We start from the raw sequence: 14,368 nt of genomic DNA, 5'->3' as shown, positions 1-14,368 counted from the left end.
GGTTAATCACACTTAAGCGGTGAGTTAATGTAGGGCACCCGTCCCGCCCCCGACAATGGGGCGGTGAGACGGGCAGGACCGGGCGGCCCAGCACCGGAGGGGAGACGGACGTGACGGACCAGGACGAACCGACGGCGATCGGGCAGCGTCTCCAACAGCTGCGCCGCGAACGGGGCCTGACCCAGCGCGCACTCGCCGGCGAGGGCTACACCGCCGCCTACGTCTCCACCCTGGAGGCCGGCCGGGTCCGGCCCTCCGAGGCCGCGCTGCACTACCTGGCCGAGCGGCTCGGGGTGACCCAGGACGAGCTGGCCACCGGCCGGCCCGCCCACCTGGCCACCGAGCTGCGGCTGGACCTCACCGAGGCGCAGGCCGCACTGGCCACCGGTGACCGGGCCGCGGCCGCCGCCCGGTTCGCCGCCGTGCTGGAGCGGGCCGAGCGGCACGGCCTGGCCGAGCTGCTCCCGGACGCCCGCCTGGGGCTCGGCGAGTGCGCGCTGGAGAGCGGGGAGCTGGAGCTGGCCCGGGAGCAGTTCGAGACGGCCGAGAAGCTGTTGGCCGACGAACCGCCGCCGCGCCGGGCGGCCGCCGTCCGGGGCCGGGCGGTGGCCCACCTGCTGGCGGGCGAACTCCGCTACGCCTGCTACCTGCTGGAGAGCGCGATCGACCGGCTGAACGCGGCCGGGCTGCCGGACCCGGACGCGCTGCTGCTGCTCTACTCCGCCGTGATCGGCCCGTACATGGACATGGGCGCGCACGCCCGGGCCGCCCAGGCCGCCGAACTGGCCCTCGCGCTGGCCCCCGCCGCCACCGACCCGGCCCTGGTGGCGGGGCTGCACCGCAGCGTGGCCCGGACGCTGATCGCCGAGGGCCGGGCCGCCGAGGCGGACGCCTCACTGGCCAGGGCGCAGGAGCTCTACCGGCACCTCCGGCTCGGCACCGACCTGGCCAAGTGCCACTGGATGCGCGGCTACGTGCTGGCACAGGACGGTGAACTCGACCGGGCCGAAGCCGAGTTGCGCACGGCCCGGTCGATGCTGGCCGCGCACGGGGCGGAGCTGTTCACCGAGCAGGTGGACGTGGAGCTGGCCGACGTCCTGCGCCGCCGGGGGCGGAGGCGGGAGGCGGCCGAGCTGCTGCACGCCCTGCTGGACCGGCTGGGCCCGGGGCGCGGCGCGGTGCACGCGGCCGGGGCGCACCGGCTGCTCGGCCTGGTGGCGGAGGAGGCGGGCGAGACCGAGACCGCCGAGGAGCACTACGTCAACGCGCTGTCCCTGCTCGAACGGACCGGCGCGGCGGGTGACTTGGCGGACCTCTGCCGTCTGCTCGGCGACCTGCTGCGGCGCAGCGGCCGCACCGAACAGGCACTGGACGTCTACCGCACCGGCCTCGGCCACCGTGCCGCACCCGGCACCACCACGCTGGGCCCCGGCCCGACCCGGCCGCCGATCCCCTGAGCCGACCCTTCCGGAACCTTCCCCTCCGATACCCATCCGAGATCTGACGGGCCTTCCGTACCCGGTCCGAGGTGTGCCATTTTACATGTCACACATTGAGTCGGCCGCGCCCCCCACCGCACGGCCACTACTCGGCCCGGAGGCCCCCACCGTGCGACCCTCCCGGATACCGACGGCCCAGCTGGGCCGTCTGCTCACCCTGGCGTTCGCGTTCCTGCTCACCCTGGGCCTGTTCGCCCCGCAGAGCCGCGCCGCCACCCCCGCCCCGCAGCCCCAGGGCCACCCGGCCCCCCGCAGCTTCCCGCTGCCCAAGTCCCCCCAGGTGCCGGACGACCACCGGCCCGTCCCGGGCGAGACCCTGACGGACGCTCAGGACTCCCCCAGGGCCGGCACCCCCCACGAGCAGAAGCAGGGCAAGGCGCTGCGCTCCGCGCCGAGCGCGCTCGCCGCCGCGAGCTGCACCCCCGCCGACTTCGCCAGGACCGGCGCCGCCCTGGTCCAGCAGGTCAGGTCGGTCGACGTGGCCTGCATGAACTCGCTCTTCAGCCTGGACGCCGCCGGCGCCGCCAAGGTCTTCCGCGAGGCCCAGATGGCCACCGTCGCCGACGCGCTGCGCACCGCCTCGGCCACCTACGACGGCACCAACAGCTCCGCCATCGGCCAGCTGGTGCTCTTCCTGCGGGTCGGCTACTACGTGCAGTGGCGCTTCCCGAACGAGGTCGGCACCTACGGCACCCCGCTGAAGGGCGCCACCCGCGGCGCCCTGGACGCCTTCTTCGGCGCCCCGCGCTCCAAGGACGTCAGCCAGGCCAACGGCGAGACCCTGGCCGAGGCCGTCACCCTGATCGACAGCGCCCAGGAGAACGCCCGCTACACCGGCGTGGTCAAGTGGCTGCTCAACGGCTTCAACCCGTCCACCGGCGGCGCCATGTGGAGCGCGGTGGACAACACCCGCACCGTCATCGAGCGCGGCACCGAGCTGCCCGAGTTCATCGCGGCCCTGCAGGCCGACCCGTCCTTCGCCACCGCGATGGCCGACCTGGTCACCCGCAACGCGGCCGGCCTGACCGGCGGCGACCTGGCCACCTCGATCGGCATCCAGCTCGGCTCGCTGGTCTCCTTCCCCGAACTGCGGCCCCAGGCCCGCCCGCTGGTCAAGGACCTGATCGCCCGCTACCCGCTGGTCGGCGCCACCGGCCCGCTGACCATGAACCTGGCCTGGTTCGCGGAGAACAAGGACAAGGGCAACTGCGCCCTCTACGGCATCTGCGACCTGCCCACCCGGCTGATCCCGCTGGTGCTCACCGTGGACCACACCTGCGGCCCCACGCTGCGCATCCGCGCCCAGGACATGAGCGCCGCCGAACTGGCCGGCACCTGCACCAGCCTGGCCAACCAGGACGCCTTCTTCCACTCCCTGGTGAAGGACGGCGGCCCGGTCGCGGGCGACCAGAACCAGCGCCTCGAGGTGGTGGTCTTCGACTCCTACTACGACTACAGCCTCTACGCCTGGTCGATCTACGACATCGAGGTCGACAACGGCGGGATGTACCTGGAGGGCGACCCGTCCAAGGCCGGCAACCAGGCCCGCTTCATCGCCCACGAGGCCACCTGGGAGCGCCCGGCCTTCCAGATCTGGAACCTGAACCACGAGTACACCCACTACCTGGACGGCCGCTTCGACATGGCCGGCGACTTCGAGGCCGGGATGTCCACCCCGACCGTCTGGTGGGTCGAGGGCGTCGCCGAGTACGTCTCCTACACCTACCGGAACGTCCGCTACGACGACGCCATCGCGCAGGCGGCCAAGGGCACCTACAAGCTGAGCACCCTCTTCGACACCACCTACGACAACGCCGACTCCACCCGGGTCTACAACTGGGGCTACCTGGCGGTCCGTTACATGCTCCAGTCGCACCCGCAGGACATGGCCACGCTGCTGGCCAAGTACCGGGCCGGCGACTGGGCGGGTGCCCGCACCCTGCTGACCTCGACCATCGGCACCCGCTACGACGCCGACTTCGCCGCCTGGCTGACCGCCTGCGGCGCCGGCCAGTGCGGCAGCCTCCAGCAGCCCCCGGCCCCGCTCTGCACCCAGGCCGACACCCGGCAGTACGACAAGGACTGCCGCCGGGACGGCGTCGCGGCCACCACCGGCAACTACAGCTACATGTTCGTCTACCTGCCGGCCGGCGTGCGGCAGCTCACCGTCACCAGCAGCGGCGGCACCGGCAACGGCGACCTCTACTACAACGGCTCCAGCTGGGCGACCACCTCGTCCTACCTGGCCAAGTCCGTGAACACCGGCAACGGCGAGACGCTCACCATCAGCGACCCGCCCTCCGGCTGGGTGTTCTTCAGCCTCTACGCCCAGCAGGGCTTCGACGGCGTCAGCGTCACCACGCGGTACTGAGCACCCCCTGAACGACGGTGCCCCGCAGGCCGGTTCGGCCTGCGGGGCACCGTCGTTCAGATCTCCGTACGCTCGCCGGACGGCCCGCCCGGGCCGAGGTCGAGGCCCAACTCGTGGATCAGGAAACCCGCGTGGAGCCGGCTGCGGGCGCCGAGCTTGTCCATGATGTCGGACACGTGGCGCTGGCAGGTGCGCAGCGACATGCCCATCCGGCGGGCGATCGCCCGGTCCTCCAGCCCCTGCACCAGCAGCCGGACGATGGAGAGCTTCATGTCCTCGGAGATGGCCAGCACCCGCTCCTGGCTGTAGTTCTCGGGGAACGGGGTGGCCGAGGTCCAGGCCCGCTCGAAGGCACCGATGGCGAAGTCGACCAGGCTCGGGTCACGCAGCAGCATGCAGCCGGCGTCGCTGTCGCGCATGGCGATCACGGCGGCGGTCTGGTCGAAGGCCAGCATCCGCATGAAGCCGTCGCCCAGGGTGCGGATCTCGGCGCCGAGGCGGGAGACGTGATCCACGTACTCCACCGTCACCGTGGAGAACTGGGCGGTGTGCTGGTAGAGCGTGCGCATCCGCACGCCGCGGGCGAGCACCCGCTCGGTGCGGGCCAGCGACTCCTTGAGCACGTCGTCCTTGCGGGCGCCGCCCGGCTGCGAGGTCAGGATCTCCTCGGCGGCCCCGTCCGCCAGCTCGGTGATGACGGCCCGGACCTCGTCCAGGTCGGTCAGCCGCTGGACCCCGCCGCCGACCGACCCTGAGGTGAACTTGGCCTGCTCGTAGGCGAATTGGAAGGCGGCGAGGCGCTGCCGAGTGGTCTCGATCTCCCGTCTGCGCTGCTCGATCTCCCGCTCCGCCGGGGCCAGCAGCTCGGCGGCGGCGGCCTCCGGCAGGCCGGCCAGCAGCATCCCGGGCCGGGTCGCCGAGCGCTTGAGGAGTCGGAGCTCCAGCAGCCGGTCCACCGTCCGGGCGCGGTCCGGATCCTGACGTAACTCGTCTCCGTCCACCTGCTGCCGCTCGGCCACGTACTGGAACAACTCCAGCTCTTCCGGGCCCAGTTCTGCCATCACAAAGGTTGTGCCAGGTCCGACGGAGCGCACGGCCACACATCCCGCCATGGTCGAATGTACATACGAAGGGGAGTCGTATGTCATGTTATCGCCGAATGGACGACAAGGGCACCTGATCCGGCCGCAGTTCCTTCACGGAGCAACCACATGACGGTCCGTCATGTCCGGGCTTGTCCGGTATGACCCCCTCGTATCTGCGTCATGGCGTACTCACGGCCCCTGGAGGGCCCTTACCCGGCCTTCGGGGCCCCGGCAGACTCGTCGTTGCCGGGAAACACCCGGCGAACATCGGGAAGTCGAGGGGAAACCACCATGGACCGCAAGCTCTTCACCACCGCTGCTGTATTCTTCGCCGCCACCGCCACGGCCCTCCTCGCCACCCTCGCCGCCTCCCCGGCCTCCGCCGACACCGTCGCCGACACCGGCTCGCAGACCACCAACGTGACCGTGGTCCCCTCCCCGAGCCCGTCCACCGGTTCTGACCTGGGCTGGGGCTGACCGCATCCCCGGGCCCGCACCCCGCGGACGGCCACCCCGGCCGCACGGCGACGGAGCACCCGGGCGCGAGCGGGCGACCGGCCCGAATCGGCGAAGCGCGGACATGACAAGAAGTCCGGATATGCCGCCGGAACGCGACAGACATCCAATACGGACAGAGAGACGTGGGGAAATCAGACCGTGGACGAAGCGTTGAATTCTGTCCGATTCTCCGGCCTCCTCAGGGAATTCCGCCGGCACGCCGGACTCACCCAGCAGGAACTGGCCGACCTCTCCGCGCTCAGCGTCCGCGCCGTCCGCGATCTCGAGTCCGGCCGGGTGCACCGGCCCCGCCGGGAGACCGTCCGGCTGCTGGTCGCCACCCTCCGCCTGGAGGGCGCCAGACGTGCCGCGTTCGAGCGGGCCGCCACCGAGAACACCGAGGGCCGCGAGGCCCCGCCCGACCCCGCGCTGATCGGCCGCGAGGCCGAACTCGCCGCCCTGCTCGGCCTGCTCCGCGAGGGCGGACGCCGGCTGGTCACCGTCACCGGCCTGCCCGGGGTGGGCAAGACCCGGCTGGCCGGCGCCGCCGCGGACCGCCTGCACCGCAGCGGCTGGACCGTGAACGGCGCCCTCGCCGCCCCGGACGCCCTCCTGCTGGTCGACTGCCTCCAGGACGGTCCGCCGATCGCCGAACTCCTCGCCCGCCACCCGGGGTTGCGCGTCCTGACCACCGCCGCGGCACCGCTGCGGCTGCCCGGCGAACGGGTGCTGCCGCTGGCCCCGCTGCCCGCCCCGCGCCCCGCACCCGGCGCCGACCCGGCCGACCTGCTGCGCCAGGACGCCGTCCGGCTCTTCCTCGCCCGACTCCAGCACGTCCGCCCCGGCCACCGGCTGGATCCGGCGGAGGCCGCCACCGTGGCCGAGCTCTGCCGCCGCCTCGACGGGCTGCCGGCCGCCATCGAGCACGCCGCCGAGTGGTGCCTGATCCAGCCGCCGCGCCGCCTGCTGCTCTGGGCCAGGCAGAGCCCGCTGGAGCCCGCCGACTCCCCCGCCGCCGGGCCGGTGCTGCGCGCCGCGCTGCACCAGAGCATCGGCGAACTGGCCTATGCCGAACGCGAGTTGCTCCGCCACCTGGCCGGTCCCGGCCGAGGCCCCGGGCGCTCCTTCGAGCAGCTGCTCGCGCGGACCCGCACCCCGGCCGCCGAACTGGCCACCGCCGTGCACGCCCTGCTGGTGCGCGGGCTGGTGCGGGCCACGCCCGGCGCCACCGCCGATGACCTGGACTCCGGCGAACGCTTCACCGTCCCCTACCTGGTCCGCCACGCCCTCCTCGAGGCGACCACCCCGGCCCCGGCCGCACGCCCCCTGCGAGTCCTCGCCGCCACGGGGTGAACCGCCAGGGGCGCGAGGAACTGCGCGAAGCGGGAGACGACGACCCGACTGCCGGGTACGGACTCCCAGTTGCAGCTCATTCCCCGCACCCGACGATCGGCTCCGCTTCTTCCGCCTCGCGCAGTTCCTCGCGCCCCCGGGGTGACCACCTACCTACCCGCGCGCGCCACCGAACCGCCGCCCGCCTGCCGGTGCGAACTGCCGGGCGAGCGCCGCGCCGCCGCCTAGCGTTCGGCTGTCGGCGCCGATCACCGCAGCGCCGCAGCCCACCGGGCCCCTCCGCCGTACCGACCCCCGTGGTCCGGCGTGCCCTCGACCACCCTGTGAGACGACCATGGAGTTGAAGCACCGCCCTGCCCAGCCGCGCCCCCGCACCGCCCGGGCCGACCGCACCGGCCTGGACGTGCTGGTCACCAGCGTGGCCTCCGACGCCCACACCTGGAACCTCATCTACCTCCAGCTCCTGCTGGAGGAGTCGGGCCACCGGGTCACCAACCTCGGTGCCTGCGTGCCGGACCAGCTGCTGATCGACGAGTGCCTGGCCCGCCGCCCCGACCTGGTGGTGGTCTCCACCGTCAACGGGCACGGCCTGAACGACGGCCGCCGGGTGATCCGGCAGCTCCGGGCCCGACCCGAGCTGCGCGCCACCCGGGTGGTGATCGGCGGCAAGCTCGGCATCGCCGGAGCCGAACAGGACGGCCAGGTGGCCGAGTTGACCGAGGCCGGGTTCGACGCGGTGTTCCAGGACGGCACCGGGATCGCCCGCTTCCACGACTACGTGCGGGCCATCCCCGCCAGGCGCGCCGTCGCCGTCCCGCTGGCCGGTGCCCGGTGAGCGCCCCCGCACGACGCCCCGACGGCACCGCCCCGGCCCCCGGAACCGCTGCACCGCCGGCCGGCTCCTTCGGCGGCTACGTCCGCGCCGCCCGCAACTCCGGCCGCCTGGTGGTGCAGCCCCGGATGGGCATGAGCGACCCGGCCCGGATGCGGGCCGGACTGCTGGCGACCCGTCAGGCCGACGCCACCACCGTCGGCACCCTCACCCTGGACAGCTACACCCGGGTCGGCGACCACCGGGCCGCCCGCCGGGCACTGGCCGAGGGCGTGCCGCTGAACGGCTACCCGATCGTCGCCTACTCCACCGCGACCACCCTCGGCGTCACCGAGGGCATCGCCGGCCCCTCCTTCCCGGTGCAGGTCCGGCACGGTTCGGCCGCCCCGCAGGAGATCTTCGAGGCGGCGGTGGCGGCCGGTCTGACGGCCAGTGAGGGCGGCCCGATCTCCTACTGCCTGCCCTACAGCCGGACCCCGGTCGAGCGGTCGGTGGCCAACTGGGAGGCGAGCGTGGCCGTGCTGGCCCGGCTGCGCGACCAGGGGCTGGAGCCGCACCTGGAGACCTTCGGCGGCTGCATGATGGGCCAACTCGCCCCGCCGAGCCTGCTGGTGGCGATCAGCGTGCTGGAGGCGCTGTTCTTCCGCGCCCACGGCCTGCGCTCCGTCTCGCTCAGCTACGCCCAGCAGACCCACCCCGGGCAGGACCTGGAGGCCGTCACCGCGCTCGGCCGGATCGCCGCCGAGCTGCTCGGGGACACCGACTGGCACCTGGTGGTCTACGCCTACATGGGCGTCTACCCGCGCACCCCCGGCGGCGCGACCCTGCTGCTGGAGGAGGCCGCCCGGCTCGCGGTGCACACCGGCGCCGCCCGGCTGATCGTCAAGACCACCGCCGAGGCGCACCGGATCCCCACCGTCGAGGAGAACGTCCTGGCGCTGGAGGCCGCCGCCCGCGCCTCCGAGAGCGCGGGGACGCCGCCCGAGGTGGGCGACACCGGCATCCACGCCGAGGCGCTCGACCTGGTGCACGCCGTGCTCGACCTCGACCCCGACCTCGGCCGCGCGCTGACCCGGGCCTTCGCCCGCGGGGTGCTGGACGTCCCGTACTGCCTGCACCCGGACAACGCCGGGCGCTCCCGCAGCTACCTGGACTCGGCCGGACGGCTGCACTGGTCCGACACCGGCGCGATGCCGGTGCGCGGCAGCACCCGCTCCACCGCCCGGATGACCTCCTCGGGGCTGATCAGCTCCCTCTCCTACGTCCAGCAGCGCTTCGACCGGCTCGCCCTCGATCTCGCCACCACCCGTCAACTCCCCTCCCAGACCAAGGAGTCCGTCCGATGACCAGCACCGTCGAGCCCACCGCGCGCACCTGGGAGCAGCTGCTGCCCCCGGCCGACCCGCGCGCCCACCTGACCTCGGCCACCACCCGCACCGTGCTGCGGATCCAGCAGGAGCTGCTGGCGGGTGCCCGCGAGTACCTCACCGGCCTCGGCTTCCACGAGATGCTGCCGCCGGTGATCGGCCCGGTCACCGACCCGGGCGCGCGCGGCGCCAAGCAGGTGGACGTGGACTACTACGGCCACCAGTACAAGCTGATGACCAGTGCCATCCTCTACAAGCAGGCCTCGCTGCTGGCCTTCCCGAAGATCTTCTGCATCGCGCCCAACGTCCGCCTGGAGCCGCTGGAGACCTGCAACACCAACCGCCACCTGGCCGAGTTCCACCAGATCGACGTGGAGATGGCCGGCGCCTCCCGGGACGAGATCACCGCCGTGGTCGAGGGCCTGGTGCGGCACATGGTCTCCCGCGCCGTCACCCGGCTCCCGGGCGAGTTCGAGGAGCTGGGCCGGGACGTGGGCGCCTTCGCCGGGCTGCTCGGCGAGGCCTTCGGCCGGATGACGCACGCCGAGGCGGTCGCGGAGCTGCGCGAGGGCGGTCACCCGCAGAGCCCGGACGCCGAGATCGACTGGACCGGCGAGGCGCTGATCTCCGAACGCGCCGAGAAGCCCTTCTTCGTCACCGACTACCCCAAGGGCTCGCGCGGCTTCTACGACCGGGAGAGCGCCGAGACCGCGGGCGTGCTGCGCAACTTCGACCTGCTGGCCCCGGAGGGCTACGGCGAGCTGTGCAGCGGCAGCGAGCGGGAGTTCGACTACGCCAGGATCGTCACCCGGATGCGGGAGACCGGGGAGAACCCGGCCAAGTACGGCTGGTACCTCCAGCTGGTCCGCGAGGGCATCCCCGCCTCGGCCGGCTTCGGCATCGGGGTGGAGCGCTTCACCCGCTACGTGACCGGCCTGGACTCCGCCTGGCAGGCCAACGCCTTCCCGAAGCTGCCCGGGGTGGTGTCCCCGTGACCGGCCCGCAGACCCCCGGTCTGCACACCCGGGGCCTGCCGGAGCAGGCGATCCGCGAGCGGGCCCGGCTCGGCGCGGCCGCCGCCTTCCCCGGCGAGGCGCACTACGGCCACACCCTCTTCGGAGCCGAACAGAGCGTCTCCACCGACCCGTTGGAGCAGCTGCGGATCACCCCGCCGGTCTTCATGCCGCAGCGGCTGGAGAAGCTGATCGAGCTCGGCCGGGAGCCGCTGCACACCGACGTGGAGCTCGCCACCGTGATCGGCGGCCTGCGCTCCGCCCTCCCGCTCTACCTCTCCGCCTTCGGCTCCACCAAGGCGGCCGGCACCGACCAGGTGCTGGCCGCGAGCCGGCAGGCCGGGCGCCTCGGCATCCCGATGGTGATCGGCGAGAACATCGTGCCGATGAGCGGCTACGGCCGCACCGGGGAGCAGACCAGGCGCACCGCGCTGGCCCGGATCGCCGCCTACCTGGAGGAACTCCCGTACGGGCTGGGCGGGGTGGCGGTCCAGCAGTCCACCGAGGACGCCGACGCGGAGGTGTGGAACCTGGTCTACAGCGACCCGAGCACCCAGCCGCTGCTGGAGAGCGGCCGGCTGGCCTTCGAGCTGAAGGTGGGTCAGGGCGCCAAGCCGGGCCTGGGCGGGATGACGGTGCTGGACCGGGCGGCGGCCGCCGCGGTGGACGAGCAGTTCGCCCTGGACGAGGTCTTCGGCCCGGAGGCCGACCGGGTGCTGCGGTGCAGCAGCCCGGGCACCTTCACCGAGGAGATCCTCCGTCAGCAGATCCGGCTGATGCGCAACAACTACCCCCGGGCGAGGGTCTGGGTGAAGCTCCACCCCGGCCGGGACGTGGCGCACGCCGCCGCCACCGCCTGGGCCGCCGGCGCCGACTCGGTGACCGTGGACGGTGCCGAGGGCGGCACCGGCTGGGCTCCGGTGGCCTCGATCGCGCACTCCGGGCTGCCGCTCGGCGAGTGCCTGGCCCGGATCGGCGCCCGGCCGGACTGCCTGCTGGTCTCCGGCCGGATGTGGGAGGGCAGCCGGGTGGTGAAGAGCCTGGCGCTCGGCGCCACCGCCGCCGGGCTCGGCCGGGCCGCCCTGGTGGCCACCGACGAGGACCCGGAGGCCGGCCTGACCAGGCTGGTGGAGGCCCTGGCGCTCGAACTGCGGCTGCTGATCAGCGCGGTGGGCAAGTACACGCCCTCCGCCCTCTCCCCCGAGGACGTCTGGCCGCAGCCCGCCGGCCTGCCCTCGCCGTCCCCTGTCCTGCGCGTTCCGGAGGTGCTGCACCATGGCTGACACGCTCCCCAGGACCGAGGAGGAGACCGCCGCGCCCTCGCGCCGCCACGGCCCGCTCGGCCTGAACTACCTCTCCTTCACCGGGGCCATGAGCCTGTCCCAACTCGGCGACTCCGCCTGGTACGTGGCGCTCACCTGGACCCTGGTGCGGGACTTCAGCCCGGCCACGGCCGGCGCGGTGCTCACCGCGGCCAGCCTGCCCCGGCTGATCGGCCTGCTCGGCGGCGGCGTGATCGCCGACCGCAGCGGCCCGCGCCGGGTGATGGTGGTCACCGACCTGCTGCGCGGCGCGGTGATGCTGGCCGCGGCCGGCCTGATCGCGGTGAGCAGCCCCTCGGTGCCGGTCCTGCTCGGCGCGGCCCTGCTGCTCGCGCTGATCAGCGCCTTCTTCATCCCGGCCTCCGGTGCGGTCAAGCCGCTGATCCTGGAGGACAAGGACCTGGTCCGGGGCAACGCGCTGTTCGTCTTCGGCATCCGGGGCGGGCAGGCCGCCGGCGGCCCGGTCGGCGCCTGGCTGGTGGCGGCCGGCGGCGTCCCGCTGGTGGCGCTGGCCAACGCGGCCAGCTTCCTGCTCTCCGCCTTCGCCTCCGGCCGGGTGAAGTACACCCGGGCCCCGGCGCAGCCACAGCCACATCCGCAGCCGAGCACCGAACCCGCCCCGCCCAAGCCGCCGTTCAAGCAGATGCTGATGGACGGGCTGCGCTACGTCGGCGGCCAGCGCCGGATCATGCTGGTGCTGCTGGTGATCGGCCTGACCGAGCTGGCCTGCGCCCCGCCGGTCAACCTCGGCCTGGTGCTGCTCTCCGAGCGGCTGGGCACCGGGGCCACCGGCGCCGGTCTGCTGCTCACCGCCTACACCGTGGGCGCGGTGGCCAGTTCGCTGGTCACCATGGCCTGGCCGCCCGGGAAGCACGGCGGCCGGGTGCTGGTCTCCACCGTCTGGGCGGCGGCGCTGGCGCTGACCGCGATCGCCTTCACCGACTCGCTGCCGCTGGCGATGGCCTGCTACGCGGTGCTCGGCATGGTGACCGGCCAGTCCGGCCTGGTGCTGGTCTCGATGCTGCAGCGCTGGACCGAGGCGCCGATGCGCGGCCGGGTGATGTCGGTGCTCTCGCTGGTCATCTTCGCCGCCGCCCCGCTGGCCAACCTGGCGGTCGGCGCGATGGTGAGCCTGCTGGGCTTCACCGCCGCGATGGGCGTCTTCGCGGTCTTCGCGGTGGCCGCCGCGCTGGTCACCCTGGCCTCCCCCGGACTGCGCGGGGTGCGCCTTGACTGACACCTCGCACCTGGGCCCGGCCGGCCTGGACCACGGAGCCGCCGGCTTCCCCGGACTCCCGGAGCTGCAGGCCCAGTTGCGCGACGGGCGGCTGACCAGCGTCTCGCTCACCCGGCGCTGCCTGGAGCGGATCGAGCTGGTGGACCCGCTGGTGAACGCGGTGCTGGCGGTGGACGAGTCGGCGCTGGAGCAGGCCGCCCGGGCCGACCGCCGGTACGCGGCCGGAGCCGAACGCGGGCCGCTGGACGGCATCCCGGTGCTGGTGAAGGACAACATCGACACCGCCGGTCTGGCCGGCTCGGCGGGCTCGCGCCTGCTGGCCGGCCACCCGCCGGCCCGGGACGCCCGGGTGGTGGCCGGGCTGCGCGCGGCGGGGGCGGTGGTGCTCGGCAAGACCAACCTCTCCGAGTGGTCCAACTTCCGCTCCACGCAGGCCACCGAGGGCTGGTCCGGGGTCGGCGGGCAGACCCGCAACCCGTACCGGCTGGACCGCAGCCCGGGCGGCTCCTCGGCCGGCTCGGCGGTGGCGGTGGCCACCGGGATGGCCCCGCTGGCGCTGGGCACCGAGACCGACGGCTCGATCGTCGGCCCGGCGGGGCTGTGCGGGGTGGTCGGGGTGAAGCCGGAGACCGGTCTGCTGCCGCTGGACGGGGTGGTGCCGATCACTCCCGAACTGGACAGCGTCGGCGTGCTGGCCTCCCGGCTCTCCGACGCCGCGCTGGCCCTGTCGGTGCTCGGCGGGCAGACCGCCCCCGAGCCCGATCCGGGGATGCTCCGGGTCGGCGTCTGGCGGGTGCCGCGGATGCCGGGGGTGGTGGACGCCGTGCTGGACTCGGCCACCCAGGCGCTGCGCTCCGCCGGGATCGCGGTGGTGCCGGTGGAGCTGGCGCTGGACCAGCAGACCGTCGAGGACGGGCTGTTGGCGATGTACGCCGAGTTCCGCCCGGCGCTGGAGCAGTACCTGGCCGGGCGGCCCGGCGGCCCGCGCACGCTGGCCGAGCTGATCGAGGGCAACCGGAGCGATCCGGTCGAGCTCTCGCTCTTCGGCCAGGACCTCTTCGAGCAGGCCCAGCTGATCGGGCCCGGCGAGCGGGAACGGGCCGTGCCCGCCCGGCAGCGTTCCCGGGACGCGGCGCGCAGGCTGCTGGACCGCACCATGCGCCGCTACGGCGTCCAGGCGCTGCTGGCACCCACCAACGAGCCGGCCCCGGTGCTGGACTACGAGCTCGGCGACCCGGGCACCCCCGGCAGCTCCACCCCGGCCGCGCTGGCCGGGTACCCGAACGTCTCGCTGCCGGTCGGGCAGTTCCGCGAACTCCCGCTCGGCGTCTCGGTCTTCGGCCCGCCCACGCTGGCCCGGCTGCTGCCGGTCGCGCTGCGGGTGGCCGAGGCCTGCGCGGTCCGCCGCACCCCCGCACTGCTGCCCTAACTGCCGCTCAACTGCCGCTCAACTGCCGTGCATGACTGCCCAGTTGGGAAGCACGGAGCTCATAGCGTAAGCCCCACAACGACTCCCCAGGAGGACCCGATGAGCAACCCCTTCGAGAACGAGGACGGCACCTTCCTGGTGCTGGTGAACCACGAGAACCAGCACTCGCTCTGGCCCGCCGCCATCGAGGTCCCGGCCGGCTGGGAGACCGTCAAGTCCGGGGCCACCCGGGCCGAGGCCCTCGGCTACATCGAGGAGCACTGGACCGATCTGCGCCCCGCCAGCCTGGTCGCCCAGGCCTCCTGACCACCATCCATTGGGGCGGGCCCACGAGAGGTCGAATGCCCTGGCACCGGGAGGCC

General features: G+C 73.7%; 12 protein-coding genes. 11 read left to right on the top strand and 1 reads right to left on the bottom strand.

From position 1 onward, the window contains the following. The first annotated feature begins 110 nt into the window (after positions 1–110). Positions 111–1,457: a helix-turn-helix domain-containing protein gene (locus tag ACWCYY_RS01850; protein ID WP_449794792.1), complete on the top strand. Its 1,347-nt coding sequence runs from the start codon at positions 111–113 to the stop codon at positions 1,455–1,457. Between the two features lie 85 nt (positions 1,458–1,542). After that, complete coding sequence (locus ACWCYY_RS01845; protein ID WP_449794791.1) at positions 1,543–3,870, top strand: collagenase; 2,328 nt, start codon at positions 1,543–1,545, stop codon at positions 3,868–3,870. A 56-nt stretch (positions 3,871–3,926) separates the two neighbouring features. On the opposite strand, the gene ACWCYY_RS01840 is transcribed toward ACWCYY_RS01845, so the two are convergent. Further along, entirely contained in the window at positions 3,927–4,931 is a 1,005-nt protein-coding gene (locus ACWCYY_RS01840; protein WP_449794790.1) for a response regulator transcription factor, read from the bottom strand. Between the two features lie 315 nt (positions 4,932–5,246). Between ACWCYY_RS01840 and ACWCYY_RS01835 the strand changes: the two genes are divergently transcribed. The 9 genes from ACWCYY_RS01835 (at position 5,247) to ACWCYY_RS01795 (ending at position 14,312) form a co-directional block, all read left to right on the top strand. Next, positions 5,247–5,432 (top strand): hypothetical protein, encoded by a 186-nt coding sequence (locus ACWCYY_RS01835; protein ID WP_449794789.1) that lies wholly within the window; start codon positions 5,247–5,249, stop codon positions 5,430–5,432. A 192-nt stretch (positions 5,433–5,624) separates the two neighbouring features. Further along, complete coding sequence (locus ACWCYY_RS01830) at positions 5,625–6,806, top strand: AAA family ATPase (RefSeq protein WP_449794788.1); 1,182 nt, start codon at positions 5,625–5,627, stop codon at positions 6,804–6,806. A 334-nt stretch (positions 6,807–7,140) separates the two neighbouring features. After that, positions 7,141–7,641 carry a cobalamin B12-binding domain-containing protein gene (locus tag ACWCYY_RS01825; RefSeq protein WP_449794787.1) on the top strand — a complete coding sequence of 167 codons (501 nt, stop codon included), beginning with the start codon at positions 7,141–7,143 and terminating at the stop codon, positions 7,639–7,641. A gap of 107 nt (positions 7,642–7,748) precedes the next feature. Further along, positions 7,749–8,984 (top strand): methylaspartate mutase, encoded by a 1,236-nt coding sequence (locus ACWCYY_RS01820; protein ID WP_449794844.1) that lies wholly within the window; start codon positions 7,749–7,751, stop codon positions 8,982–8,984. Continuing rightward, positions 8,981–10,000 (top strand): asparagine synthetase A, encoded by a 1,020-nt coding sequence (locus ACWCYY_RS01815; RefSeq protein ID WP_449794786.1) that lies wholly within the window; start codon positions 8,981–8,983, stop codon positions 9,998–10,000. Before ACWCYY_RS01820 ends, ACWCYY_RS01815 begins: the two co-directional genes overlap by 4 nt. Continuing rightward, positions 9,997–11,301, top strand: coding sequence for a glutamate synthase-related protein (locus ACWCYY_RS01810; RefSeq protein ID WP_449794785.1), 1,305 nt, complete (start codon positions 9,997–9,999; stop codon positions 11,299–11,301). Before ACWCYY_RS01815 ends, ACWCYY_RS01810 begins: the two co-directional genes overlap by 4 nt. Continuing rightward, positions 11,294–12,577: an MFS transporter gene (locus ACWCYY_RS01805; RefSeq protein ID WP_449794784.1), complete on the top strand. Its 1,284-nt coding sequence runs from the start codon at positions 11,294–11,296 to the stop codon at positions 12,575–12,577. Before ACWCYY_RS01810 ends, ACWCYY_RS01805 begins: the two co-directional genes overlap by 8 nt. After that, positions 12,570–14,006 (top strand): amidase family protein, encoded by a 1,437-nt coding sequence (locus ACWCYY_RS01800; RefSeq protein WP_449794783.1) that lies wholly within the window; start codon positions 12,570–12,572, stop codon positions 14,004–14,006. Before ACWCYY_RS01805 ends, ACWCYY_RS01800 begins: the two co-directional genes overlap by 8 nt. A 99-nt stretch (positions 14,007–14,105) precedes the next feature. Continuing rightward, complete coding sequence (locus ACWCYY_RS01795) at positions 14,106–14,312, top strand: MbtH family protein (RefSeq protein WP_345288695.1); 207 nt, start codon at positions 14,106–14,108, stop codon at positions 14,310–14,312. Positions 14,313–14,368: the final 56 nt, after the last annotated feature.

The sequence above is a fragment of the Kitasatospora sp. NPDC001664 genome (genome assembly GCF_053596675.1).
Note: the sequence above shows the minus strand (reverse complement) of the source record. Positions and strands in the feature narration are given on the sequence as shown.

Coding starts and splice junctions, on each gene's coding strand:
- ACWCYY_RS01845 (WP_449794791.1), top strand. CDS start 1,543: ATGTCACACATTGAGTCGGCCGCGCCCCCCACCGCACGGCCACTACTC.
- ACWCYY_RS01840 (WP_449794790.1), bottom strand. CDS start 4,931: ATGGCAGAACTGGGCCCGGAAGAGCTGGAGTTGTTCCAGTACGTGGCC.
- ACWCYY_RS01835 (WP_449794789.1), top strand. CDS start 5,247: ATGGACCGCAAGCTCTTCACCACCGCTGCTGTATTCTTCGCCGCCACC.
- ACWCYY_RS01825 (WP_449794787.1), top strand. CDS start 7,141: ATGGAGTTGAAGCACCGCCCTGCCCAGCCGCGCCCCCGCACCGCCCGG.
- ACWCYY_RS01815 (WP_449794786.1), top strand. CDS start 8,981: ATGACCAGCACCGTCGAGCCCACCGCGCGCACCTGGGAGCAGCTGCTG.
- ACWCYY_RS01805 (WP_449794784.1), top strand. CDS start 11,294: ATGGCTGACACGCTCCCCAGGACCGAGGAGGAGACCGCCGCGCCCTCG.
- ACWCYY_RS01795 (WP_345288695.1), top strand. CDS start 14,106: ATGAGCAACCCCTTCGAGAACGAGGACGGCACCTTCCTGGTGCTGGTG.